Annotated in this window: 18 protein-coding genes and 1 pseudogene; 4 read left to right on the forward strand and 15 right to left on the reverse strand. The window is 61.4% G+C overall.

Annotation, left to right across the window (positions count from 1 at the left end):
• Nucleotides 1–63 precede the first annotated feature (63 nt).
• The 4 genes from ABID19_RS15440 (at nucleotide 64) to ABID19_RS15455 (ending at nucleotide 4,707) form a co-directional block, all read left to right on the forward strand.
• The gene (locus ABID19_RS15440) at nucleotides 64–1,203 is read left to right on the forward strand and encodes an ABC transporter substrate-binding protein (protein WP_352936359.1); all 1,140 of its coding nucleotides are present in this window, start codon (nucleotides 64–66) and stop codon (nucleotides 1,201–1,203) included.
• A gap of 117 nt (nucleotides 1,204–1,320) precedes the next feature.
• Entirely contained in the window at nucleotides 1,321–2,916 is a 1,596-nt protein-coding gene (locus ABID19_RS15445) for a GMC family oxidoreductase (RefSeq protein WP_354491809.1), read from the forward strand.
• A 32-nt stretch (nucleotides 2,917–2,948) separates the two neighbouring features.
• Nucleotides 2,949–3,482 carry a VOC family protein gene (locus tag ABID19_RS15450; protein ID WP_354491811.1) on the forward strand — a complete coding sequence of 178 codons (534 nt, stop codon included), beginning with the start codon at nucleotides 2,949–2,951 and terminating at the stop codon, nucleotides 3,480–3,482.
• A 205-nt stretch (nucleotides 3,483–3,687) separates the two neighbouring features.
• Nucleotides 3,688–4,707 carry an LLM class flavin-dependent oxidoreductase gene (locus tag ABID19_RS15455; RefSeq protein ID WP_354491812.1) on the forward strand — a complete coding sequence of 340 codons (1,020 nt, stop codon included), beginning with the start codon at nucleotides 3,688–3,690 and terminating at the stop codon, nucleotides 4,705–4,707.
• A 36-nt stretch (nucleotides 4,708–4,743) separates the two neighbouring features.
• Here the strand turns inward: ABID19_RS15455 and ABID19_RS34340 are convergent.
• From ABID19_RS34340 to ABID19_RS15525, 15 genes and pseudogenes are all read right to left on the reverse strand, one after another.
• Nucleotides 4,744–4,902: pseudogene (locus ABID19_RS34340) on the reverse strand (RES family NAD+ phosphorylase); the annotation flags it as partial.
• A 13-nt stretch (nucleotides 4,903–4,915) separates the two neighbouring features.
• Complete coding sequence (locus tag ABID19_RS15460; RefSeq protein WP_354491814.1) at nucleotides 4,916–6,538, reverse strand: GMC family oxidoreductase; 1,623 nt, start codon at nucleotides 6,536–6,538, stop codon at nucleotides 4,916–4,918.
• A complete protein-coding gene (locus ABID19_RS15465) occupies nucleotides 6,535–8,049 on the reverse strand; it encodes an FGGY-family carbohydrate kinase (RefSeq protein ID WP_354491815.1) in 1,515 nt (504 codons plus the stop codon). Before ABID19_RS15465 ends, ABID19_RS15460 begins: the two co-directional genes overlap by 4 nt.
• Before the next feature lie 25 nt (nucleotides 8,050–8,074).
• The gene (locus tag ABID19_RS15470; protein WP_354491817.1) at nucleotides 8,075–8,917 is read right to left on the reverse strand and encodes a class I fructose-bisphosphate aldolase; all 843 of its coding nucleotides are present in this window, start codon (nucleotides 8,915–8,917) and stop codon (nucleotides 8,075–8,077) included.
• Nucleotides 8,890–10,626 carry a glycerol-3-phosphate dehydrogenase/oxidase gene (locus tag ABID19_RS15475; RefSeq protein WP_354491819.1) on the reverse strand — a complete coding sequence of 579 codons (1,737 nt, stop codon included), beginning with the start codon at nucleotides 10,624–10,626 and terminating at the stop codon, nucleotides 8,890–8,892. The genes ABID19_RS15470 and ABID19_RS15475 overlap by 28 nt, the downstream gene beginning before the upstream one ends.
• A gap of 18 nt (nucleotides 10,627–10,644) precedes the next feature.
• The gene (locus ABID19_RS15480; RefSeq protein ID WP_354491821.1) at nucleotides 10,645–11,640 is read right to left on the reverse strand and encodes an aldo/keto reductase; all 996 of its coding nucleotides are present in this window, start codon (nucleotides 11,638–11,640) and stop codon (nucleotides 10,645–10,647) included.
• Complete coding sequence (locus tag ABID19_RS15485) at nucleotides 11,637–12,617, reverse strand: sugar-binding transcriptional regulator (protein ID WP_354491823.1); 981 nt, start codon at nucleotides 12,615–12,617, stop codon at nucleotides 11,637–11,639. The genes ABID19_RS15480 and ABID19_RS15485 overlap by 4 nt, the downstream gene beginning before the upstream one ends.
• Before the next feature lie 28 nt (nucleotides 12,618–12,645).
• Nucleotides 12,646–13,635 carry an ABC transporter permease gene (locus ABID19_RS15490; protein WP_354491824.1) on the reverse strand — a complete coding sequence of 330 codons (990 nt, stop codon included), beginning with the start codon at nucleotides 13,633–13,635 and terminating at the stop codon, nucleotides 12,646–12,648.
• A gap of 19 nt (nucleotides 13,636–13,654) precedes the next feature.
• On the reverse strand, nucleotides 13,655–15,196 hold the full coding sequence (locus ABID19_RS15495) for a sugar ABC transporter ATP-binding protein (protein WP_354491825.1): 1,542 nt from the start codon (nucleotides 15,194–15,196) through the stop codon (nucleotides 13,655–13,657).
• A 92-nt stretch (nucleotides 15,197–15,288) separates the two neighbouring features.
• The gene (locus ABID19_RS15500) at nucleotides 15,289–16,320 is read right to left on the reverse strand and encodes a substrate-binding domain-containing protein (protein WP_292217688.1); all 1,032 of its coding nucleotides are present in this window, start codon (nucleotides 16,318–16,320) and stop codon (nucleotides 15,289–15,291) included.
• A gap of 222 nt (nucleotides 16,321–16,542) precedes the next feature.
• Nucleotides 16,543–17,826 carry a glycosyltransferase gene (locus ABID19_RS15505; protein WP_354491826.1) on the reverse strand — a complete coding sequence of 428 codons (1,284 nt, stop codon included), beginning with the start codon at nucleotides 17,824–17,826 and terminating at the stop codon, nucleotides 16,543–16,545.
• Nucleotides 17,827–18,193: 367 nt separating this feature from the next.
• Complete coding sequence (locus tag ABID19_RS15510; protein ID WP_354491827.1) at nucleotides 18,194–19,813, reverse strand: ABC transporter ATP-binding protein; 1,620 nt, start codon at nucleotides 19,811–19,813, stop codon at nucleotides 18,194–18,196.
• Nucleotide 19,814: 1 nt separating this feature from the next.
• Nucleotides 19,815–20,936, reverse strand: coding sequence for an ABC transporter permease (locus tag ABID19_RS15515; protein WP_354491828.1), 1,122 nt, complete (start codon nucleotides 20,934–20,936; stop codon nucleotides 19,815–19,817).
• Nucleotides 20,929–21,852, reverse strand: coding sequence for an ABC transporter permease subunit (locus ABID19_RS15520; RefSeq protein WP_354491830.1), 924 nt, complete (start codon nucleotides 21,850–21,852; stop codon nucleotides 20,929–20,931). The genes ABID19_RS15515 and ABID19_RS15520 overlap by 8 nt, the downstream gene beginning before the upstream one ends.
• Nucleotides 21,853–22,031: 179 nt before the next feature.
• Entirely contained in the window at nucleotides 22,032–23,624 is a 1,593-nt protein-coding gene (locus ABID19_RS15525; protein ID WP_354491831.1) for a peptide ABC transporter substrate-binding protein, read from the reverse strand.
• Nucleotides 23,625–23,755: the final 131 nt, after the last annotated feature.

The following is a 23,755-nucleotide window of genomic DNA, read 5'->3' on the forward strand; positions in this document are numbered from 1 at the left end:
TTTGGCGGCGCGGATGCCAACACAATCAAATTCTTAACGGATCTCAAAAAGGGGAATTCGACAATGAGAAAAATCTGGTCCACCGACGAAGTCATGCAATTCGCAACGAGCCGCCGGTCATTTCTTGGCGGCGCAACAGCCCTTGCCGGCGGCGCGATGCTCGCGCCTTTCATCCCCAATCTGGCACACGCCGCCTCCGGTGACCTGCAGATCATGGCTTGGGAAGGCTGGGAGCTGACCGACGAGCTTGCCGACTGGATTTCGAAAAATAGCCTCAACGTCGAAGTCTCGGCGATGGGCAACCAGGATGACGTCACCACGAAGTTCAGCGTGCCCAACCCGCCGCCTTTCGACGCCGCCGAATACAACCAGGGCTACGCCGACCTGTATCTCGACGTTTTGAAGATCGCCAAGCCGCTCGACAGGTCCAAGCTGCCGAACTACAGCGCCGACAACCTCTTCGACGTCTTCTATGATAAGCCGACCTGGTTCCGGAACGGCGAACTCCATGGTGTGCCCTATGCCTGGGGCCTCAACACCATCGTGTATAATCCAAAGCTGATGGACAAGCCGACCAGCTACAAGGACCTGCTCAAGCCTGAGCTGAAAGGCAAAATCGTTCTGGTTGACGACACGCTTGTCACGTGGCCGGTCGCCGCCGTGCTGGCCGGCTTCACAAGTTTCCCGAACTTAACCAAGGACGAGATGGCCAAGACGTTCGAGCACCTGAAGCTCTACCGCGATCAGGCCCGCACCATCAGCCTGACCTACGGCGACGTGGTGTCGCTCATGGTTTCGGGCGAAGTCGCCGCCTGTTTCGCGGGTTGGACCGGCATCCCAACGGAGACGGCCAAGCAAGGGGTCGAGACGATCTACACGATTCCCAAGGAGGGCGCCGCAACCTGGTGCGACGCCTGGTTCATGCCGCCTGGCGCAGACAATGAGGAAGCCGCCTACGAATTCTTCAACCAGGCGATCTCGCCGGAGGTACAGGCCAAGGTCGTCACCCGCAATGCAGCCGGTGTCGTCTCGTCGAAGGCGGTCGACCTGCTGCCGCCCGAAACCAAGGCGCTGTTCGACTATTCCGATGTCGAAGGGATCTTCAAAGCTGCTCCGCTCCTCGGCATCCCGCCGCTCGAGTCGGAGCAGTATGCGACCTATGCCGATTGGGTCGCCGCCTGGAACGAATTCAAGGCGGGCTGAGGCTTCCGTCACATCCAGCCAGAAGGCGCATCCTCCCCGGCGCTCTCTACGGACGGCAGCTGCGCTTGCGCGGCTGCCGTCCGCCCATCGTACCGCTTGTGCACCAGAGACAGCATCATGCCAGACTACGTCGTCATCGGTGGCGGTTCCGCCGGTTGCGTAGCCGCATCGCGGCTCTCGGAAGATGCCGGCAGTTCCGTGCTTCTCCTGGAGGAAGGGCCGGAGGACCGCGCCATCGAAATCCATCTTCCGGTGATGGTCTACAAGACCGCGACCGGCAGTCTGCTGCAGCGTTTCGAACAGGAGCCGACCGCCGAGAACCCAAAGGCCACACCGCCGACCATGGTGCAGGCGCGCGTGCTGGGCGGCGGCAGTTCCGTCAATGCGATGCTCTATATCCGCGGCATTCCATCAGACTATGACGGCTGGGCCGAGCAAGGTGCGGAGGGTTGGGCCTACAAGGACGTTCTGCCCTTTTTTCTGCGCGCCGAGGACAACGACACGCTAGCCGGCGAGGCACATGCATCTGGGGGGCCGCTGAAGGTTTCCAATCCGCAGTATGTCAGCCCGTTGACGCGGACCTGGCTCAAGGCCTGCCAGCAGGCGGGGATCCCCTATGTCGGCGATTTCAACGGCGGCGTGCAGGCCGGCGCGGGCCTTTACCAGATCACGGCGCGCAACGGCCGGCGCGCCAGCGCCTCTGTCTGCTATTTGAAGCCGGCGCGCAGGCGGCCAAACCTCAAGGTGCAGACTGGCGCCCGAGCTACGCGCATCCTGGTCGCGGACAATCGCGCCGTCGGGGTCGAATACGTCCAAGGTGGGCGCTCGCTCGTCGCACGTGCCGAGCGCGAAGTCATATTGTCGGCCGGTGCAATCAACTCGCCCCGCCTGCTGCTGCTTTCCGGCATCGGCCCGGCGGAGCATCTGCGGCAGATCGGCGTGCCCGTCGTGCATGACCTACCGGGCGTCGGCCGCAACCTGCAGGACCACATGGACTGCTACCTGATTTATGAGCTCAACGGACCAGATGGCTACGACAAATACAAGAAGTTGCATTGGAAGCTTTGGGCCGGCCTTCAATACGCACTGTTCCGACAAGGGCCCGTCTGCTCAAACATCATCGAGGGCGGTGCGTTCTGGTGGGGCAACGCCGACGACCCGCATCCCGACCTGCAATATGCTTTCCTTGCCGGCTCCGGCATTGAGGAAGGCGTTGCGCGGATTGAAAGTGGAAACGGCTGCACTTTGAACGTCTGCCAAACCCGACCCCGGTCGCGGGGCTTCGTCGAATTGCGTTCGCCTGATCCGTTCGCACCGCCACGAATCGTGCCGAACTATCTTTCCGACCCCTATGACCTCGACACGATGGCTGAGGGCGTTCGGCTTGGACAGCGGATCATGGCGCAGGCGGCGCTTGCTCCCGTGATCAAGCGCGAGCAGTACCCAGGTCGGCCGATGCAGACGAAAGAGAACTATCGCGACTACGTCAAGGAGATGGCGCAAGGCGCTCTGCATCCGACCGGCACCTGCCGGATCGGTAACGACCGGATGGCGGTGGTCGACAGCGAGTTGCGGTTGCATGGCCTCGGCGGCCTGCGCGTCGCCGACGCCTCGGTCATGCCGAGTGTGCCCTCAGGCAACACTAACGCGCCATCGATCATGGTCGGAGAACGCGTCGCCGACTTCATTCGCCGCGGCCGCAACGCGCGTTGAACCGAAGCGATTTTCTTATGCAGGAGGCATAGATGAACGACAGAAAAGGGATGCCGGGGTTGGCCGCCATGGACCATGTCGGTCTCGTGGTGCCCGACATGAAGGAGGCGATTGCCTTCTTCGGAGATGTGATCGGCTGCGACTTCATCTATTCCGGTGGCTCGATGAAGGACGACAATGGCACCTTCATGCAGGACAAGATGAACATCCATCCGCGCGCCAACATGAAGGAAGTCGTCTTCATGCGCTGCGGGAACGGCAGCAACATCGAACTGTTCGATTTCCAGGCGCCCGACCAGAAGCGAATCTATCCGAGAAACAGCGACATCGGCGGCTACCACCTTTGCTTCTATGTCGAGGATATCGAGGCGGCCGCCGACTATCTGACAGCTAAGGGCGTCAAGGTCTTCGACCGGCCCGAACTCGAAAAGCAAGGACCGGGAGCCGGCGAATCCTGGGTTTATTTCGAGGCACCGTGGGGATTGCAGATGGAGCTGATCAGCTATCCCAACGGCAAGGCCTACGAGACGGATGCACCAAAGCTCCTCTGGAAGCCGGCTCGGTAGCGGACGCTCGCAGCATTTGGGTGCACGCGCCGTTCGGAGCCGCAGAGGTCTCGGAGTATTTTGCAGCCTGACCAATGCTTCCAGGTTTCAGAGGGCAAAACCCCTCCCTATCCTTGTTCTCATCTGCCGGTCCGGATTGGCGTGGCAAGCGAGCGGTTCAATACCTAGATAACGAGGACGCCTTTCACTCTGACGCGGCATTCTCATGAAAAAAATCGGATTTCTGTCGTTCGGACACTGGGCACCCTCGCCGCAATCGCAGACGCGATCAGCCTCCGACGCTCTGCTGCAGTCCATCGAGCTTGCCGTTGCTACCGAGGCGCTGGGCGCCGACGGGGCCTATTTCCGCGTGCATCATTTCGCACGGCAACTTGGTTCGCCATTCCCGCTGTTGGCGGCAGTCGGCGCCAGGACCAGCCGCATCGAGATCGGCACAGCGGTGATCGACATGCGCTACGAGAACCCGCTCTACATGGCCGAGGACGCCGGTGCTGCCGACCTGATCGCCGGCGGACGTTTGCAGCTTGGCATCAGCCGCGGCTCGCCCGAGCAGGTGATCGACGGCTGGCGCTACTTCGGCTACGCCCCGCAGGAGGGTGAGAGCGACGCCGACATGGCCCGGCGACACACGGGAGTGCTGCTCGAAGTCTTGCGGGGCAAAGGCTTTGCCCAGCCGAACCCGCGGCCGATGTTTCCAAACCCGCCCGGCCTGCTTCGCGTCGAACCACATTCGGAGGGTCTGCGCGACAGGATCTGGTGGGGCGCCGCCACCAATGCCACCGCGGAATGGGCGGCGAAACTGGGAATGAACCTGCAGAGTTCCACGCTCAAATTCGACGAGGGCGGAAAGCCTTTTCACATTCAGCAGGCCGAACAGATCCGGGCCTTTCGTGCAGCCTGGAAGGCGGCCGGTCACGAACGCGAGCCGCGGGTGTCGGTGAGCCGTAGCATCTTCGCGCTGGTCGACGATCGAGACCGCGCCTATTTCGGCAGCAATGAAAGCGAGGATCATTTCGGCTACATCGAAGCGGACAGGCGCGCCGTGTTCGGCCGTACCTATGCCGCCGAACCGGACGTCCTCATCGAGGAACTGAAGAAGGACGAGGCCATCGCGGAGGCCGACACGCTGCTGCTCACCGTTCCCAACCAGCTTGGCGTCGATTACAACGCGCATGTCATTGAGGCGATCCTGACCCATGTCGCTCCGGCCTTGGGCTGGCGCTGACGCCTGCGGCCAACGCCCCTGTCCTGCGCGAATGCTTCATCGCCAGGACAGCTGGTCCTGCGGCAGCCGCCCCCTCGGATCGAACACCTTCACCTTGTGCGGAAGATCGGAACCCCAGTCCAGAACACCCAGGTTGCAGTCCTCCGTCCCGGTACCCGGAGCAAAACTCGGAGCCAGAATACCAGCAAGAGGTCGCAGTCACCGACGATCATTTCTCATGGTTGACGTCCTGCAAGATCATTTCCGATGCCTTCTCGGCGATCATCACCACTGGAGAGTTGGTGTTGCCGGAAACGATCGTCGGCATAATCGAAGCGTCGACGACGCGCAGGCCGGAAATGCCGTGCACCCGCAGCCGGCCGTCGACCACCGCCATCGAATCCGCGCCCATCTTGCAGGTGCCAACCGGGTGGAAAATCGTAGTACCGATATCGCCGGCCTTGCGGACGAGATCTCCGTCGCTTTCATATTGCGCACCAGGCAGAATTTCCTCAGGCGCGAAACGGGCGACGGCGCGTGCCTTCATCAAACGGCGGACATGGCGGAGCGAGGCTACAGCCACGGTCCTGTCTCCCTCGGTAGACAAATAGTTCGGCCGGATTTTTGGGGCAGTCTGCGGATCGGCCACCCCTATGTGGACAGTGCCGCGGCTTTCCGGTCTGAGATTGCAGACCGAAACCGTGACTGCGGGGAAGCGATGCAGCGGCTCGCCCAGCCGGTCAGTGCTCAACGGCTGGACGTGGTATTCGAGATCGGGCGTCTCCATGCGTGGGTCGCTTCTGGCGAAGATGCCAAGCTGGCTCGGCGCCATCGACAGCGGTCCGGTGCGACGGATGGCGTATTCGACGCCCATGGCCGCGCGGCTGAACAGATTGTGGTAGCGCTGGTTAAGCGTCGAGGCATTGGCGACCTTGAAGACTGTGCGGATCTGGAGATGGTCCTGCAGGTTCTCGCCGACGCCTTCGAGTGCATGGCGAACCGGGATACCTGCGGCGCCAAGCACGGCAGGTCGCCCGACGCCGGAAAGCTCGAGCAGCTTCGGCGAATTGATCGCGCCAGCGGCAAGTATCGTCTCGCCTGCCCGCGCACGATGCAACCGACCGCCCATGCGGAAGACAACGCCATTGACGCAAGCTCCGTCGAAATCCAGGGTCTCGGTCTCGGCGCCGGTCACGACGTGCAAATTCGGCCGCCGCAGCACGCCCCGCAGGAACGCTTTCGAGGTATTCCAGCGCACGCCCTTCCTCTGGTTGACCTCGAAATAGCCCGATCCCTCGTTGGTTCCGCCGTTGAAATCGTCGGTCCGGGGAATGCCGAGTTCCTCGGCAGCATCGCGGAAGGCATCCAGGATTGGCCAGGACAGGCGCTGCCGCTCGACGCGCCATTCGCCACCGGCACCATGGAGATCGTTGGCGCCACCAAAATGGTCCTCGGACTTGCGGAAATATGGAAGCACGTCGTCCCAGCCCCACCCAAGATTTCCGGCTTGCCGCCAGCCATGATAGTCGGCCGCCTGGCCGCGCATGTAGATCATGCCGTTGATCGACGAGCAGCCGCCCAGAAGCTTGCCGCGCGGATAGTTGAGCGCACGACCGTTGAGCCCGGCCTCCGGCTCGGTTTTCATTAGCCAATCGGTGCGCGGGTTGCCCATGCAATAGAGGTATCCGATCGGAATGTTGACCCAGTGGTAGCGGTCGCTGCCGCCGGCCTCCAGAAGCAGCACGCGCATGCCTGGATTGGCCGACAGTCTGTTGGCCAGCACGCAGCCGGCTGAACCCGCGCCGACGATGATGAAGTCATATTGTCCAAAATCGGCAGCGGTCTGTGTCAATTAAAGGTCCGTTCGCTTGCCATCCTGTCCCATAGCGGACCCATGGCCTGGTTGATCTCACCATACAGACGATAGCGCTGCTCATAGACCGGTGCGATCCCGCCATTAGGCTGGTAGCAGCGGTCGGGTGCGGTCATCGCGGCCGCGCCCGCGGAAAAGTCGGCAAACATGCCGACGCCCGTCCCAGCTGCAATTGCAGCGCCCAGCGCACCAGTCTCGCGGCTGCGCGCCACGGTCACCGGCACATCAAGCACATCGGCGAATATCTGCGGCCAGATGGCGCTGCGCGAGCCGCCGCCCGAAAGAACCGCCTGGCTGACCGTGGCTCCTGCTCGACGCAGCGTCTCGACATGGCGCCGATGTTCAAAGACGACGCCCTCGAACAGTGCGCGCAGCATATGCGCCCGCGTGTGCCAGCCGGCGATGCCGTAGAAACCTGCACGCGCCTTGCCATTCTGCTGCGAGCCGTAAAGGAATGGATGGTAGATCGGCATGTCTCCCGCGGGATCGACGGAAGCAACAAGCTCGCTGCAGATCTCGAATGGCGATCCACCTGCCGGCGGTGCATGCTCGAAGAACTCACGGACGATCCACTCGAGATTTGCGGCCGAAGTGGCGCTCGATTCGATTGCGAGGTAGCGCACCGGATCGAATGTCGACAGCATGAAGATCGACGGATCCCGGATCGGCTCGTCGGTGATTACCTGGTTGATGCTCCAGGTGCCGGCAATGATGGAGGCGGCGCCGGTGCTGGTGACACCCGAACCGATGGCGCTGGCGACGACGTCGAACAGTCCCGCCACCACAGGCGTGCCCGCCATAAGGCCGGTGGCGGCGGCGACATCGCGCGTGATATGGCCAGCGATGTCGGAGGCTTCCAGCACGTTCGGCAGCAGTTCCATGCAATCGTCGAGACCGTAGGTGGCCAGCAACTCATGCTCGTAGCGTCGCCCGGGCATCTGCAAAAGCCCGCAGCCCGACATGTCCGAGGTCTCGGTCGAGCGTGCGCCGGTGAGGCGGTTGACGACAAAATCCTTGCACAGGAAGACGGTGCCTATTCGGGCGAAAACCGCCGGTTCGTGGCGCTTGAGCCACGCCAGTAGCGTCGGCGTCTGCGCCGCCCAGGGCCGTTGCAGGCAGTGGACGTAGGTCCGGTCGCCAACGCCCGCGGCCGCCCATTCGCTCACAATGCCGACGCCGCGTGTGTCGAGCGACTGGATGCCGAGCAGCGGGTCGCCGCTGCGGTCCAGCGCATAGAGCCCGTTGCCGTGGCCGGCGCAGCCGATTGCCGCGATGTCGCTGGGGTCGATGCCCGACTGGTCGAGGCACTGGCGGATGACCTCGACAGCGTTGCGCCACAATTCGCCGAGATCCCGCTCGACATGGCCGGGTTTTGGCATGCAGGAGCGGCCGTCCCGAGCGGCGAGCGCGAGCTCGCGACCGGCGGTGTCGAAAATGATGGCCTTGATGACGGTGTTGCCCGCATCAAGACCCAGAATGTATTGCTGCATTGAAGCTCCTCCCAAGCTGCCAAACTTATTCTTGTTGGTAGAGCTCCCAGGCTGCCGCGCCGTCCGCATTGTCATGGATGATCGCCATCAATCCTCTCACCACGGCACGAGGGTTGGAATGCTGGTATATGTTGCGGCCATAGACCATGCCGGCCGCGCCCTGTGCCATCAGCGCCGCCGACTTGTCGAAAACGGCGCGCAGATCCTCCCTGCCCCCACCGCGCACAAGGACAGGGCAGCGTGTCGCCGCCACGACCCGGTGGAAGTCGTTCGGATCGGTGGTCGGGTCCGCTTTGATGATGTCGGCGCCCATCTCGCTGGCAAGCCGGGTCAGGGTGACGATCTTTTCGGGGTCGCCGTCGACCATGTAGCCTCCGCGCTCCGAGTTGGGCAGCATTGCCAGCGGCTCGATCATCAGCGGCAGGCCGTATTTTTCGCAGTCGGCGCGAACACGGGCAATGTTGTGGACGCATTGCCGGAATAGGTCCGGCTCATCGGGCAGCATGAATAGGTTGACGACCACGCAGGCCGCGTCCATTTCCAGCGCGCCGATCAGCGGCTCGGCTTCGTTCTGCAGGATCGCCCACATCGAGCGATGGCGGGTTTTGTTGTATGGATTGCCCATGTCTATGCGCATGACCAATGCTGGCTTGTCCTTGCCAGGCAAGGACTGCAGCAGATCGGCCTGGCCATAATTCATCTGAATGGCGTCCGGTCCCGCGGCGACCAGCTGGGTGACGACGCCGGCCATATCCTCGAGCCCTTCCAGAAATGACGGCTCGTTGCACACGCCATGGTCGATTGCGACGTCGAGACAGCGTGCTCCGCCGAACAATCGGTTCATGCGGACTTTCTTGTTGATGCGCATTCGGCGCTCCTTCGTTGGTCTTTTTGGGATAGCTGGTCGAGATCGACGCCGTGCCGGCGTTGCAAGAGGGCAAGGAAATCGGCGCGCTCGAATGCCTTGCGCGCGGCGTCCCAGTTCTTTTCGACAGCGAGAACATCGAGAGCCGCATCGAGAAGGTCGGTCGAGAGAGCACCGGTAATGGCAACTGTCGTGCGGCGCAGCAGCAGGTCCTCCAGCTTCTCGACATATTCATTGGCGATGAGATATCGAACCTCCCGGGCCGAGTAGTCGCTGCCGGGCAAGAGCTCGTCATGTACCGCGGCCATATAGGCAGCGACGGCATCCGCCTCGGTACCGTAGCGCTCGAAAAGGCTGCGCATACGGTCGAGCGACAGGCCGTGCGCCCCTGCGCGTTCTGCGCACCATTTTGCCGGCGCAATCGGAAAATCACGGCCGCCGCCGATCGGCATGTTTTCGGTGCCGACGATGCGCTCTCGGCACAATCGCTCGAGCACGATATCCGCTGCCAGTTCGCCAAACGATCGGAAGGTTGTCCATTTCCCTCCGATCATACAGAGCGTCGGCGGCACTATACCGGCGCCCTCGACGAGTTCGCAGAAATGATCGCGGGGGATGCGCCCTGTAAAACTGTCTTGGCTTATCGGCAGCGGCCTCACCCCGGTGAACTGAAAGACGATGTCGGTATCGGCGATCTCGATCCCTGGAAACACGAAGGACAGTGACTGCAGAATGTATTGCCGCTCGTCATCCATGCAGCGCGCCTGGTCGGGATCATCGACACGGATATCCGTCGAGCCGACCAGCACGTTGCCGAGATAGGGGAACAGGATGCAGATCCGGCCGTCCTCGTTCTCGTAGTAGATCATGTGACCGTCGAGCGCGTCATGAAGCTCGCGATTGTCGACGATCAGATGTGAGCCTTTGGTGCCGCCCATGAGCTTCGGTGCAACGGCTCCGATCGCCGAATTGGTCAAGTCAATCCAGCCGCCTGTGGCGTTGACGACGAGCCGCGGCTTCACGGCCATCGTTTCGCCGGATAGTCCGTCGTTAAGCACCAGGCTGGCGTCGTCGAGCGACACGCATGCATAGTTGAGCGCCCGGGCCGACGGCTTCTCCTTCATGGTATCGCGCAGCATCTCGGTACCCAGCCGCTCGGGGTGGCTGACCCAGGCATCATAATATGTCGCCGAATTGCGAATAGCAGGATTGATTGCAGGCCAGACCTTGAGCGTTTCAGCGCGGCTTCTGAATTTGTGCGTCGGGACGACGCGCCGTGCGGCGGTGAAGAAGTCATACATCGCCAGGCCGGTCTTGATGACCAATGCGCCGCGCCGGCCCGGACGACGGCTTAGCCCGAGGAAGCGGACTGCGCCATTTGCCATGCCTGAGAACAGATCGAAGATAGGCACTGTGGTTGGCAGTGGCGCAACGTAGTGCGGCGCGTTCTTCAACAGCCGATCGCGTTCGAGCAAGGATTCGCGGACCAGCTTGAACTCGCCATTTTCAAGATAGCGCAAGCCGCCATGGACCATGCGCGAGAGGGCTGCGCTGGCGCCAGAACAATAATCGCCCTTTTCGGCGAGCAGCACATCGACGCCCTGCAAAGCGAGTTCGCGAAACACGCTGATGCCGTTAATGCCGCCGCCTATGACGAGCACGTCAACATTGGGGTTCTCGCGCAAGCCGGCGATCGTCTGGAGGCGATTCATCTCGAGATGCGCTTTCGATCACGCATCTATCGCCACGAGATGCCCGTCCACCGCCGCATCGACGGCCGCCAGTTCCGCAGCGCTCAGCAAAATCTCCCCTGCCCTGGCGTTGTCGAGCGCCTGTTTGGCGTTTCGCGCTCCACACAATGCGAAGGTGATGCCGGGCTGCGCCAGCGTCCAGGCGATGACGATCTGCGCCATGGTCGCCTGGTGGACCTCCGCGACCGGGGTCAGGGCATGTTTCAAAGCCGCTATCTTGCGCCGGTTGGCCTGAGAGAAGCGCGGATTGTCTTTGCGCTGATCGTCGCCGCTGAACTCACGCGTCGGATCGATCGCGCCCGAAAGCAAGCCGAGCGCAAGCGACGAGTAACTGAGCGCGGCCACCTGATGCCGGCGCGCGATCGGCAGCAATGTCTGCTCAATCTCGCGATCCAGCATCGAATATCTTTCCTGGATCGCGTCGAGCTGGCCAGCTTCTACGTACTGCTGCAGCTCGGCGGCGTTGAGATTGCTTGCGCCGATGGCTCGGATCTTGCCCGCTGATTTGAGGCGTTCGAGCGCTTCCATTGTTTCGGCAATGGGGGTCGTCGGATCCTGCCAGTGGGTGATGTAGAGATCGATATAGTCGGTGCCGAGCCGCCTCAGACTCTGCTCCACTTCATAAGCGATGCCGTCGGCGCCCAAATATCGGTTCACCGGCTTTCCGTCCTGATCGAAGAAGTGGTTGCCCTTTTTCGAATGCCAGTTCAGGCCACATTTGGTGGCGATGACCGCGCTGTCGCGCCGGCCCTTGATGGCCTTGCCGACGATCTCCTCGCTACGGCCGAGACCGTAAGCCGGCGCGGTGTCGATCAGCGAGACGCCGGCATCGATAGACGCCTGGATCGCAGCGACCGATTCTGCTTCATCGGTGCCACCCCACATCCAGCCGCCGATGGCCCAGGTGCCGAGCCCGACTGCCGACGTGACAACGCCGGACTTGCCGATCGAGCGGGTGATTTGTCGAGAATTCATGCTGCATTTCCTTCGGCGAGCTCGAGGATTTTCAAGCCGGTGGCTTCGTCGGTAACGAGGGTATCGAGGTGAGAACCGCGCATGGCACTGAGGATCGGGACCACCTTGCTTGCGCCGCTTGCGACCCCGATCGACTGCGGAATGGTCGCGAATTCCTCGAGCGTCAGCGAAACGAGTGAGCGGTTGAGGCTGTAGTCGGCGAGCTTTCCGTTGCCGTCTATGAGATGGGCGAGCAGCTCGCCCGCCGCGCCCGAGCGCTCGATGGCCAGCCGGTCGGCGCTCGAGGACGGGTGCAGATCGTAGTAGCTCGAATCGTCGGTCAGGATGGAGCCGATGCCGACGACCGCAAGCGTTGCCTCCCGCGCCTTGCTGAAGACGTCCGAAACGGCCCGGACGCCCATCAACATGTCGCGTTGGGCCGGGCTGTCGGCAAACAACGGCGCGTGAATCTGAAAGGCGCGCCCGCCGAGCTTGTCGGCCATCAGCGACGCGACATGATTGACGTCGGTGTAATGCTTGCCCTGGACCAGGCCGGTCGCGGGAATAACCTCGACGTCGTAGCTGCGGTTCGGCTTGAGACCGGCGACCACGGCACTCACCCCCTTGCCTCCCGTTATGGAAATCGTATCGCCGTCCTTGATCGTCTCGAGCACCAGCCTGGCCGCAGCCTCGCCGACGCGCTGGAGCGCGGTCTGCGGATTGTCCGAAACGGAAGGGACGACGACGGCCCTTTGGATGCCGCCTATCGCGACAAGTCGCGCCTCGATGTCGACCAGTTGCTCGACCGGCGACTTGATCTTGATCTCGACCAGCCCGAGTTGATGACCGCGTTTGATCAGCCGGTTGACGGTCGCATGCGAGATGCCGAGCTCCTTGGCGATTTCAGCCTGCGTCTTGGCCTCCATGTAGTGAAGCACAAGCGCCTGATACATCTGGCGAACGATCGTGATGTCGTCCCGCGAATTGGTTGGTGACATGATGGATGCTCAACTCTTGCGCTGCTGCTCACGATTTCCTGCTGTGCAGGAAATGATCGATCGATACCGCCGCGAGCAGGATGCATCCCTTGATCATGTCCTGCCAATAGACAGAAACGTCGAGCAGGATCAGCGAACTTGTGACGACGGAGAGCAACGCCATGCCGAGTATGGCGCCGAAGATGGTGCCCGAGCCGCCATTGAGCGATGCCCCGCCGATTACGGCCGCTGCGATGATGTTAAGCTCCATGCCAGCGCCGAAGGTCGGAGTCGCAGCGCCAAAGCGCGACATGTAGATGACGCCGGCAAAGCCCGCGAGGGTGGAGCAGAGGACCGTGACCCAGAATTTGACCTGCTTGGTCTTGATGCCCGAAAATTGGGCCGCCTTCTCGTTGCTGCCGGTATAGAAGACCTTGCGGAACGCGGTGGCGCGCCGAAGCAGGAAATCGAAGATCGCCACGACCACGATAAAGATGACGATGACATAAGGCAAATTGCCGAAGCTGCCCTGGCCGATCGCCTTGAACCCGGGCGGCAGGGTGAACAGCGACAGCGGGGTTCCCTTGGTGATGACAAGGCAAAGGCCGCGCACGATCACCATCGCCGCCAGCGAGGTGATGAAGTGATTGAGCCCGATAACGGTCACAAAGAAGCCCATCACCGCGCCGATCAGCGCACTGGCGCCTATGCCGATGAGGCTCGCGGTCCACGGGTCCAGTCCCATCAGGAAGAGAGCGCCTGAGACAACCATGGAGAAGCAGACCACCGACCCGACGGAAAGGTCGATGCCGCCGACTATGAGGAGTATCGTCATGCCGACCACGACGATGCCTTCAATGGAGAAGCTCATCAGCATCGCCCGGAAATTTCCCCAGGTCAGGAAGTGCGGCGAGGCAAATGTCATGGCGATGCAGAGCGCCAGCATGATTGCGATCAGCCCGGCCTCGCGCATCGACCCCAGACGCAGCCAGTTGCGCCCGCCAAGCCTCGGGGCGCGCGCCTTGATTTCAGTGTCCATGAGGGTTCCTCCGGTCTGCCTAAGCGACATTCTGAGCCTGCCTTGCGTTTGATCGTTGCTGCGGGACACCCGAAGCCAGCAGCATGATCGCCTCTTCGGTCAAATCGTCCGCTCCTAATTCGCCGGCGATGGTCCCTTCGTGCACGACAAGCACCCTGTCGCTGAGCCCGATCAATTCCGGAAGCTCGGATGAAATCACGATGACGCCGACGCCCCGCTCGGCAAGATCGCGAAGCAGGCGATGAATTTCCACTTTGGCGCCGACATCGACCCCGCGTGTCGGCTCGTCCAGGATGACCACCTTGGGGCTGACCGAAAGAAGCCGGGCGATGGCCACTTTCTGCTGATTGCCACCACTGAGCGTCGACACCTGTGTCTCGATGCCGCCCATGCGCACACCGTGGCGCTCCACCAGGTCGGTGGCTTGCTTTGCCTCGGCGCGGCGATCGAGCAGCCCAAGGGGGGTGGTCAATTTCCGAAGGTCTAGCGCGGAGATGTTCGACGCAATCGACAGGTCCAGGAACAGTCCCGACGCCTTGCGGTCCTCAGAGAGGTAGACCAGGCCCGCGCGCACCGCATCGCTGTAGGTGCTGATGCTGACCGGCTCGCCATTGAGTTCGACCGATCCCGACACTTTCGGGCGCAAGCCACAAACGGTCTGAACCATCTCGCTGCGGCCAGCGCCGATCAACCCGCCAATGCCAAGAATTTCGCCGGCACGAAGCGCGAAGCTGACGCCGTTCGAACCCTGTCGATAGGAGAGATTCCGGACCGACAGCACGGGGCGATCGGTGCGCTGTTCAGGCGAGAGCTTTTGTGGATAGAGCTGCGTGATCTCGCGCCCGACCATCTTGCGAACGACATCATTGGGGGTGACCGAAGCGATCAAATCGGTCGCCACATATCTACCGTCACGAAACACCGTGACGCGGTCGCACAGGCTGAAGATCTCGGCCATACGGTGGCTGATGTAGATGATTGAAATTCCGCGCGCCTTGAGATCGCGTATGATTGCGAAAAGGCGCCGCGCCTCGGTCTCGGTCAGGGCGGCTGTCGGCTCGTCGAGCATCAGCACCCGGCATTCGAGCGTCAACGCCTTGGCGATTTCCACAAGTTGCTGGTTGGAAATCGAAAGCTCGGCGACCGGCGTCTCGACCGGGATCGGCGCCAGCAGGTCCATTATCTTCTGAGCATCGGCGTAGAGTTGTCGAAAATTCATCAGTGGCGCGCGCCGGTTGTTGATGGCCGCCATAAGAATATTCTCGGCGACCGTAGCATCCTGGCAGAGCGCGATTTCCTGATGGACGAGACCTATGCCAAGCCGCTGCGCGGCCGATGGCGATGCAATGGTGACGTCCTTGCCGTTGAGCCGAATGGTGCCTTCGTCGGGTTGCACAATGCCGGCAATGACATTCATCAGCGTGGACTTGCCCGCGCCATTCTCGCCGCAGAGCGCGTGAATTTCGCCCCGCTGCAGCGTGAAATCGACCCCGGTCAGCGCTTTGATGGCGCCAAAGGATTTCGAGATGTCGCGGATTTCAAGAATGGCGGCGGCAGTCACTCCGTCCCCCCTGCAGCGTTGATATTGACGATGATGGCCCGGTCGACGGGACGCCAGCGCGCCCCGTCCGGTTCGAGCATTTTCCGAAGAGCTTATTCTTCGATGCCCTTGGTGCCGCGCCGCTTGAGGTAGGCATCCCAGTAGAAATCATCGGCATTTTCCGCAGTGACGATGGAAAAGCCGTTGTCGACGAAAGGCACGCCCATGCCATTGAATCCGGACCGCCGGGCGTCGTTCATCGGATCGATCAGCTCAGGATGCTTGGCCAGCCACAGCAGCATGAATCCCATGTAGCCCTGCATGCCCTGGTTCGGGTTGACCGAGCCAAAGATTTCGCCGGCCTTGATCATATCGAGGATCTTGGCGTTGACGTCGGCCAGCATGACTCGGATCTTGCCGCCGCCCTCCTTCGCGGCCTGCGCCGCGCCGATTGCCGAGTTGGCTTCCGGCATGAACACTGCGCCCAGTTCGGGATGCGCCTGAGCAAGGCTGAGCACGGCCTGATAGGCTTTCGTCGCATCCTGGTTCGACGCCGCGCGGCCGACGAGCTTCATCTCAGGCCATTTGGCTTCCATGCGGCCTATGAAGGCGGCGATGCGCTTGTCGTGATTATCCTGTCCGGGGTTTTCGAGGACCGCGTATTCGCCCTTGCCGTCCATCGCCTTGGCAACGGCATCGGCAGCATAGGTACCTTCGGCGACATTGTCGGAGGTGATGTAGGACACTCGTTTGGAGTTGGGCGAATCTGCGGCGAATGTGACTACTGCCGTTCCTTGGTCGATAGCCCGATTGATCGGCTCGATGAATGGATCGGAGTTCATCGGATGCACCAGGATACCAGCCGGCTTCTGGGCCAGCGCCTGGTCGAATGTCGCTATCTGTTTGTTCACGTCGTACTCGGGCGTTCCGGTGTATTCGGTCTCGCAACCGAACTGCTGTCCGGCCTGCTTGAACATCTCGTAGACCGGGAACCAATATTCGACGCCGGAAACCATGACGTTCATGACGTATTTTTCACCCGGCTCGCATTTGAACGGGTTAGCGGCCTGGGCCGCGGCGTGGCTTGCCCCCAACACAGTGGTGGCTGCTGCCGAAATGGCGAGCATGCTCAAAAATTTGCGCAAGAATCCTCCCTCGGCCGAAGCCTGGTCAATGGGCGGTCGACACTTCCATGCCGCCGCTTGTGGTTGCTGACACCGAACCTCCTCCCGAGGCCCAGCGATTGATCATTCGCAGGAGTTCGCTCAACTGTCAATAAAATTCATGATCTGAAATATATTTCATGCTACTTGGTGCACCCGGCCAACCGAGACAACCACGCTTTGCCAACGCAGCGTGCACAGCCGTCACTTTGCCGAGTCACTGCGCGTCGCGACCGCGTCCTTGACGGCATTCGCAAGGTTGGCGAGGATTCTCCATTCCTGCTTGAGACCTTCGAGCGTCGCCTCAAACGAACGTGTGCGAGTAGCTCGGGCACCGGCATGGCTCGCGACAGCATGCGAATAGAGCTCGACGGTCTGCTGCGCGGTAGAAGATCGTGAATAGGAGGCCGCAGTCAGTCTGGCTTCTTCTTGCAATGCTGCCCGGCCCGGCGGAGTGAGCGCGCGGACTCTGGCGAGAGTTTCGGAGAATTGGCCAGGGGATGAATCGGCTGACAGGAGATGGCCGTTCTTTCCGTTGCGTACCACTTCACGAGCCCCAGGTTCATCGAGCCCGACTACGGGAACGCCGGTCGCCATCGCCTCGACGAGCACAAGACCCTGAGTTTCGGAACGCGACGAGAAGGCGAAGACGTCCATCGCGGCATAGACGTCGGCCAGATCGGCGCCTTCGACCATGCCTAGCAAATGACATCTGTCCTGAAGGCCCGCCTCTTCCAGCATTCGGCGCATTTCGGACGCCGACGCACCGTCGCCGGCGACGACAAAATGCGCGCGCTCATGTTGCGAAAGAAAAAGGCAGACTGCTTCGGTGAGGTAAGTCAGGTTTTTCTCCGGCGCCAGCCGACCTACGTGCCCGACGATGAAATCGGTTTCCGCTATTCCCAGCCGGCTCCGCAATCTCAGTCGATCTCCATCGGCAAACCTGGCTAGGTCAATCCCGGTCGGGATTATGCTGATCGGTTTGGTGACGTCGTGATGACGCAAGAGGTCGGCAATGCTCTGGGTTGGAGCGATGATATGGTCGCATAGATCACAGTAGCCGGCCGCCAGGCTGAGCACGAGCCGTTGGAGGACCGGCGCATCTTGCGCAACGTAGTGGCCGTAGAGTTCGTAGCGGGTGTGATAGGTAAATATCGTCGGCAATGCTCGCGACGCCGCGATGCGAAGAGCGGTGTCGCCGAGAAGAAACGGGTGATGCGAATGGACGATATCCGGTTCGAAGCCGTTCAATGTCTTTTCGAGCGAGCGCGCGAACGGGATCGGCACTGAAAAATCGCTCCCGTTAAAATTCTGGATCGCAGGGACGCGAAGGATGTTGCTTTCCGATCGAGCTGCTTCCGCATAGTCCGGCGCGACGATCAGGACTGCATGCCCCAACTCACGAAGCATTTCCGACAACGATGCAACGCTGTGTGCAACGCCACCGACATGGGGGACGAATGTGTTGGTAAACATCACAATGTTCATGCAGGGCCTGTCGAGTACCGCGCCTGTCGATCGAAGGGGCAGCCTTCAAGCAATTGCCGCATCCAGCTTGCCGAGTCGGCGACGACCAGGCGGCACGCTCGGTGGCTGGCGCTCAGGCCAAGCCTTGACCTTACCCTCAAGGGTTACCCTACCATCCTGAACGTTAGCGCGGATAGTCTGAGCTTCCGTTTCTGCCTCGCGCTTCAGCACTGCCGCGCGTCTCTTGATATCGGAAACTGAGGGACGTGCCTTTCGATCGGAGAGCATATCCAGTCTTCCAACGCGACTTGGCTCAACCGACAGCTCGTCGCGCGCGAGCTCCTTTGCTTCCGAAACATTTTATCCGCTGCAGCCCCGATCGGTGGCGCTAGGCGCTCAAGCGGAACCGTGTGACGTCGATCGCCGCGGCCATCAGCGTTTGCGTGTAGGCAGCCTGCGGATTGCTGAAGATGGCCTCGGTCGGCCCTTCCTCGACGATCTTGCCCTGCTTCATGACGATGATGTAGTCGGCCATGGCACGCACGACGGCGAGATCGTGGCTGATGAACAGATAGGACAGTTCGTGGTCGGCCTGCAGCTTCCGCAATAATTCGACGATCTGCTTCTGGACGGAGCGGTCGAGCGCCGACGTCGGCTCGTCGAGGACGACCACCTTGGGCTTGAGGATCATCGCGCGGGCGATGGCAATGCGCTGGCGCTGACCGCCGGAGAATTCGTGCGGGTAGCGATTGCGCGCATTCGGATCGAGCCCGACCTCGCGCAGGGCCTCGACCGCGCGCTGGTCGCGTTGCTTGCCAGACAGGGTCGGCTCATGCACCAGAAGCCCTTCGGTAATGACCTGGCCGACGGTCATGCGCGGCGACAACGAACCGAACGGGTCCTGGAAGACGAGCTGCAATTCACGACGCAGCGGCCGCATGGCCTGACGGTCGGCGGTGGAAATATCGCGGTCGCCGAAGCGAATGAGGCCGTCGCTTGGCAGGAGCCGCAGCAAGGCCCGGCCGAGCGTCGATTTTCCCGAACCGGATTCGCCGACGATACCGATCGTCTGGTTTCGTTTCAGCCGGATCGAAATGTTATCGACCGCGCGCAGGATCAGCGGCTCTCCGGCAAGAAACCCGCCACCGATCCTGAATGTCACCTCGACATTCCTGCCTTCGAGCAGGACGGGCGCATTTGGCGGTGGCGGCGCCTTGGTTCCGGCCGGCTCGGCAGCCAAAAGCATCTTGGTATAGGCATGCTGCGGGCTGACGAAGATCGCTTCGGCCTTGCCCTCCTCTACGACTTCGCCGTAGCGCATGACATAGACGCGGTCGGCAAAGCGCCGGACGATGCCGAGATCGTGGGTGATGAAGACGATCGCCATGCCGAGCTTGCGCTGCAGTTCGGCGAGCAGCACGAGGATCTGCGCCTGGATGGTCACGTCAAGCGCCGTCGTCGGTTCGTCGGCGATCAGGATATCCGGGTCGTTGGCCAGCGCCATGGCGATCATCACCCGCTGGCGCTGGCCGCCCGACATTTCATGCGGATAGGATTTCATCCGCCGTTCGGGATCTGGGATATGGACCAGCCGCAACAGCTTGAGCGCCTCTTCGTGCGCTTGCGCCGCACCAAGTCCGCGATGCCGGCGGATCGGCTCGATCAACTGGTTGCCGATCGAATAGAGCGGATCGAGCGAGGTCATCGGCTCCTGGAAGATCATGCTGATCTTGCGGCCGCGGACCTTGTTCAATTCGGATTTGCTCAGGGTCAAAAGGTTGCGGCCGCGGTAGTCGACAGCGCCTGATGCCTCGCCGTTCGAGGCCAGCAGGCTCATCGCCGCCATCATCGTCTGGCTCTTGCCAGATCCGGATTCGCCGACCACGGCAACGGTTTCGCCTGCATTGACGTGGATGTTGATACCCTTGACGGCCTCGACCGCGCCGTCGAGCGTGCGGAAGCGGACGCGAAGGTCCTTGACGCTGAGGATCGTTTCGGAAGCAGCCATCTTAGCGGTCCTTGGGGTCGAGCGCGTCGCGCAGGCCGTCGCCGACGAAGTTCAGCGCAAACAATGTCGAGACGAGGAAGAAGGCCGGGAATAGAAGCAACCAGTTGGCGGTGCCGATGTTCTGGGCGCCGACCGAGATCAGCACGCCCCAACTGGTCATCGGCTCCTGAACGCCGAGGCCGAGGAACGACAGGAAGCTTTCCAGGATGATGACCTGCGGCACGAGCAGCGTCATGTAGATCACCACCGGTCCGAGCAGGTTTGGAATGACATGGCGAATCAGGATGCCGCGCTGGCCGACGCCCAGGGCTTCGGCCGCCTGGACATATTCCTGCCGCCGGATCGAGAGCGCCTGGCCGCGCACGATGCGCGCCATGTCGAGCCACAGCACGGCACCCACCGCCAGGAACATCAGCACGAAGTTGCGGCCGAAGAACACCACCAGCATGATGACGAAGAAGATGAAAGGCAGCGAATAGAGCACGTCGACGATACGCATCATCACCTCGTCGACCTTGCCGCCGGCAAAACCGGCGGTGGCGCCGTAGAGCACGCCGATCACCACCGCCACTACGCCGGCAAGCAGGCCAATGGCCAGCGAGATGCGTCCCGCCATCAGCGTTCGCGACAGAAGATCGCGGCCGGTGTTGTCGGTACCGAACAGGAAATATTGCTGCTTGACCGAGGCGCTCATCGTCACTTCGAGGCCGTCCGGCGATTTGCTCTCGATGTGCGTGCCGTCAAACGCATCGGAACGGTCAAGATAGCGGATGTTGCGGTCGTCAATCGGCCTGGTCGATTTGACGGTGACGAAGACCTTGTTGCCTTCCTGCCGCCACTCCTTGATGTCGACCCGCATGCGCTTGATCGCTTCATCAAGCGCGGCCTCGATCATGTTTGCTTTCGGATATGGCGAAAAGCTCGGCGGCGTGCGCACATAGTCGCCGTAGATGGTGGTGTATTGATGCGGCACGAACCAGGGGCCGAAAACGCTGATGGCCGCGACGAAAGCAAGATAGTAGAGGCTGAACATGGCGGCGCGATTGGCCTTGAGGCGCGCCCAGGCATCGCCCCAGAGCGAGCGGCCGACGACGGCCGGAGCGGTGACGGCGATGTCAGTCATAGCGCACCCTCGGATCGACGACGGCATACATGAGATCGACGATCAGATTGAAGATGATGGTGAAGAGAGCGATCACCACCACGGTACCCATCACCAGCGTGTAATCGCGGTTGAGCGCGGCTACGACAAAATGGCGACCGATGCCTGGAATGGAGAAGATCGTCTCGACGATGATCGAGCCGGTGAGCAGTGCTGCCGCGGCCGGACCGGTGAAGGAGACGATCGGCAGGATGGCGCCGCGCAAAGCATGCTTCACCACCACCGACCAGTCCGACAGGCCGAGCGCACGGGCCGTGCGGATATGGTTTGAACGCAGCGATTCGATCATTGAGCCGCGCATCAGGCGGGCGACGATCGCGATCTGCGGCAGAGCGAGCGTCAGCACTGGGCCAATCTTGTTGATTAGCGCGCCATCTCCCCAGCCACCGATCGGCAAAAGCGTCCAAGTCAATCCGAACAAGAGCTGGATCACCGGGGCAGTGACGAAGGTCGGGATGGTGCTGCCTGCCGTCGCCAGCGCGATCACCGAATAGTCAGCAAGCTTGTTCTGGTTGAGCGCGGCAACGGTGCCGAGCATGCTACCGAGCAGCAGCGCCAGAATGAGGGCCGAAGCGCCGAGCTGGACCGAGATCGGAAGGCCCTCTTTGAACAATTCGCCGACGGTGAAGTCCGGCATATTGTAGCTGGGACCGAAATTGCCGCGCAACAAATTGCCGAGGTAGTGGACATATTGCAGCCAGAGCGGGTCGTTGAGACCGAACTGAGCCTCAAGATTGGCTCTGATCTCGGGGCTGAGCCCCCGCTCCTGGTTGAATGGGCCGCCCGGCGCGACGCGTATCAGGAAGAACGCCGCGGTCACGATGACCAACAGCGTCGGGATGGCGGTCAGAAGCCGCCGGAATACATAACGCAGCATCGGCGCCCCGCTTCGGCCAGAGCGACACGCATCCATGCAGACGCATAACCACGCTCCAGCGCCTTCAAATCTTCGCATCGTGTGTGCCGAAAATCGACAACGACTTTCGGACCGTGCGACGACCGACCGGCCCGCCGTGCTCCCGGAGAGGAGCGCGGCGGTCCAGCCAAGGATGATTGTCAGTCCTTGGAGATGAAGCGGGACGGATGGATGTCCATCACATTGTCGTCGAAGCCATGCAACTTCGAGGAGACGATGTCGTGAAAGCTGTAGTAGAGGAGCGGGATGTTTCCGACCTCATCGACGAGGATGCGCTCGGCCTTGGCGAGTTCCTTCATGCGATCTTCGGGCTTGCCGCCGGCGGCCGCCGCCTTGTCCATGGCCTCCTCGTATTTCGGACTGTTGTAGATCGAATAGTTGTTGCCGCTGGCCTTGCGCGAGATGCCGAGGAAGGTTTCCGGATCCTTGTAGTCTGCGATCCAGGCGGCGCGCGCCACGTCGTAGTCGCCCTTCTGTTCGAGGAAGGAATAGTGGGTCTTGGTGTCGGTGTTGAGCAGCGTGACTTCGACGCCGAGCGGCTTCAACTGTTCCTGAATGGCCACCGCGGTGTTCTTGTGGTTTTCCGAGGTGTTGTAGCGGATCTCCATCTTCAACGGCTTCTCGGGCGTATAGCCGAGCTTCTCCAGCACCTTCTTGGCCTCGTCCTCACGATCGATTTGCGACATGTCGGCGTATTTGGCCAGTGCCGGCGTGTAGCCCTCGATGCCCGGAGGCACCATCGAATAGCCTGGTAGCATCGAGTTCTGCCAGACTTTTTCGGCCAGGAAGTCGCGATCGATCGCCATGGAAATGGCGTTGCGCAGCTCGACATTGTCCCACGGCGCCTTGTCCGTCTTGATCGCATAATAGTAGGTGCCGAGATATGGCCCGACACGGATCTGGTCGCCGAATTTGGTCTTGAGATCAGCGAGCTGTTCGGTCGGCAGGTCACCGTAACTGTCGAGTTCGCCGGCCTCAAAGCGCTTCATCGCCGACGAGCGGTCCTCGGTAGGGATGTAGTTGACGGTGTCTATCTTGACCGTCGCGGCGTCCCAGAATTTCGGATTCTTGACCATTTTAAGGTGGTCGTTGGGAACCCATTCGGCAAGCGTGTAGGCGCCGTTGGACACCAGGTTGCCCGGCTTGATCCAATCGGCGCCAAGCTTTTCGATAGACGCCTTGTTAACCGGATAGGTCGCCTGATGGGTCAGCATCTCCAGGAAGTAAGGCGTTGGTGCCTTGAGCGTGACTTCGAGGGTATTTGCGTCGATCGCCTTGACGCCCATATCCTCCGGCTTGCCCTTCTTGGTGTTGACTTCCTCGGCGTTCTTCACGGGATAGAGCATGGAAGCGTATTCGGCAGCGGTGGCCGGATCTTCCAGCCGACGGAACGAATAGACGAAGTCGTCCGCCGTCACCGGGCTGCCATCTGACCAGAGGCCGTCCTTGCGCAGCTTGAAGGTGTAGACAGTGCCGTCGTCGGACACTGTCCAGCTTTCGGCGGCGCCCGGAATGAGGTTCGTCTTTTGGTCATGCATGACGAGGCCCTGGAACAGGTCGCGTATGATATCGGCTTCGTAGACCGTCGAGGTCTTGTGCGGATCGAGCGTCTCCGCTTCGGCGGCGGATCCGCGGTTGTAGACGGTCTCGGCGAAAGCCGGCGTGTAGAACGTGCCGGCGGCCAGCGCTATGGTTGTGGCGAATACCGTCGCCTTCAGCATATTTTTCAGCATGAAGTTCTCCCTGTCGAGACGGCCCTACAGCTACGCCTCTTGAGTGTTGACGCCCCGAAACCGATCAGATGGCCCCTTTGAGCGCGCCGCCGGTTCCCTTTCCGGCGACTGGTGGGCAAACAGTAACGTGG

The sequence above is a fragment of the Mesorhizobium robiniae genome, from assembly GCF_040545535.1.
GTDB lineage: Bacteria > Pseudomonadota > Alphaproteobacteria > Rhizobiales > Rhizobiaceae > Mesorhizobium > Mesorhizobium robiniae.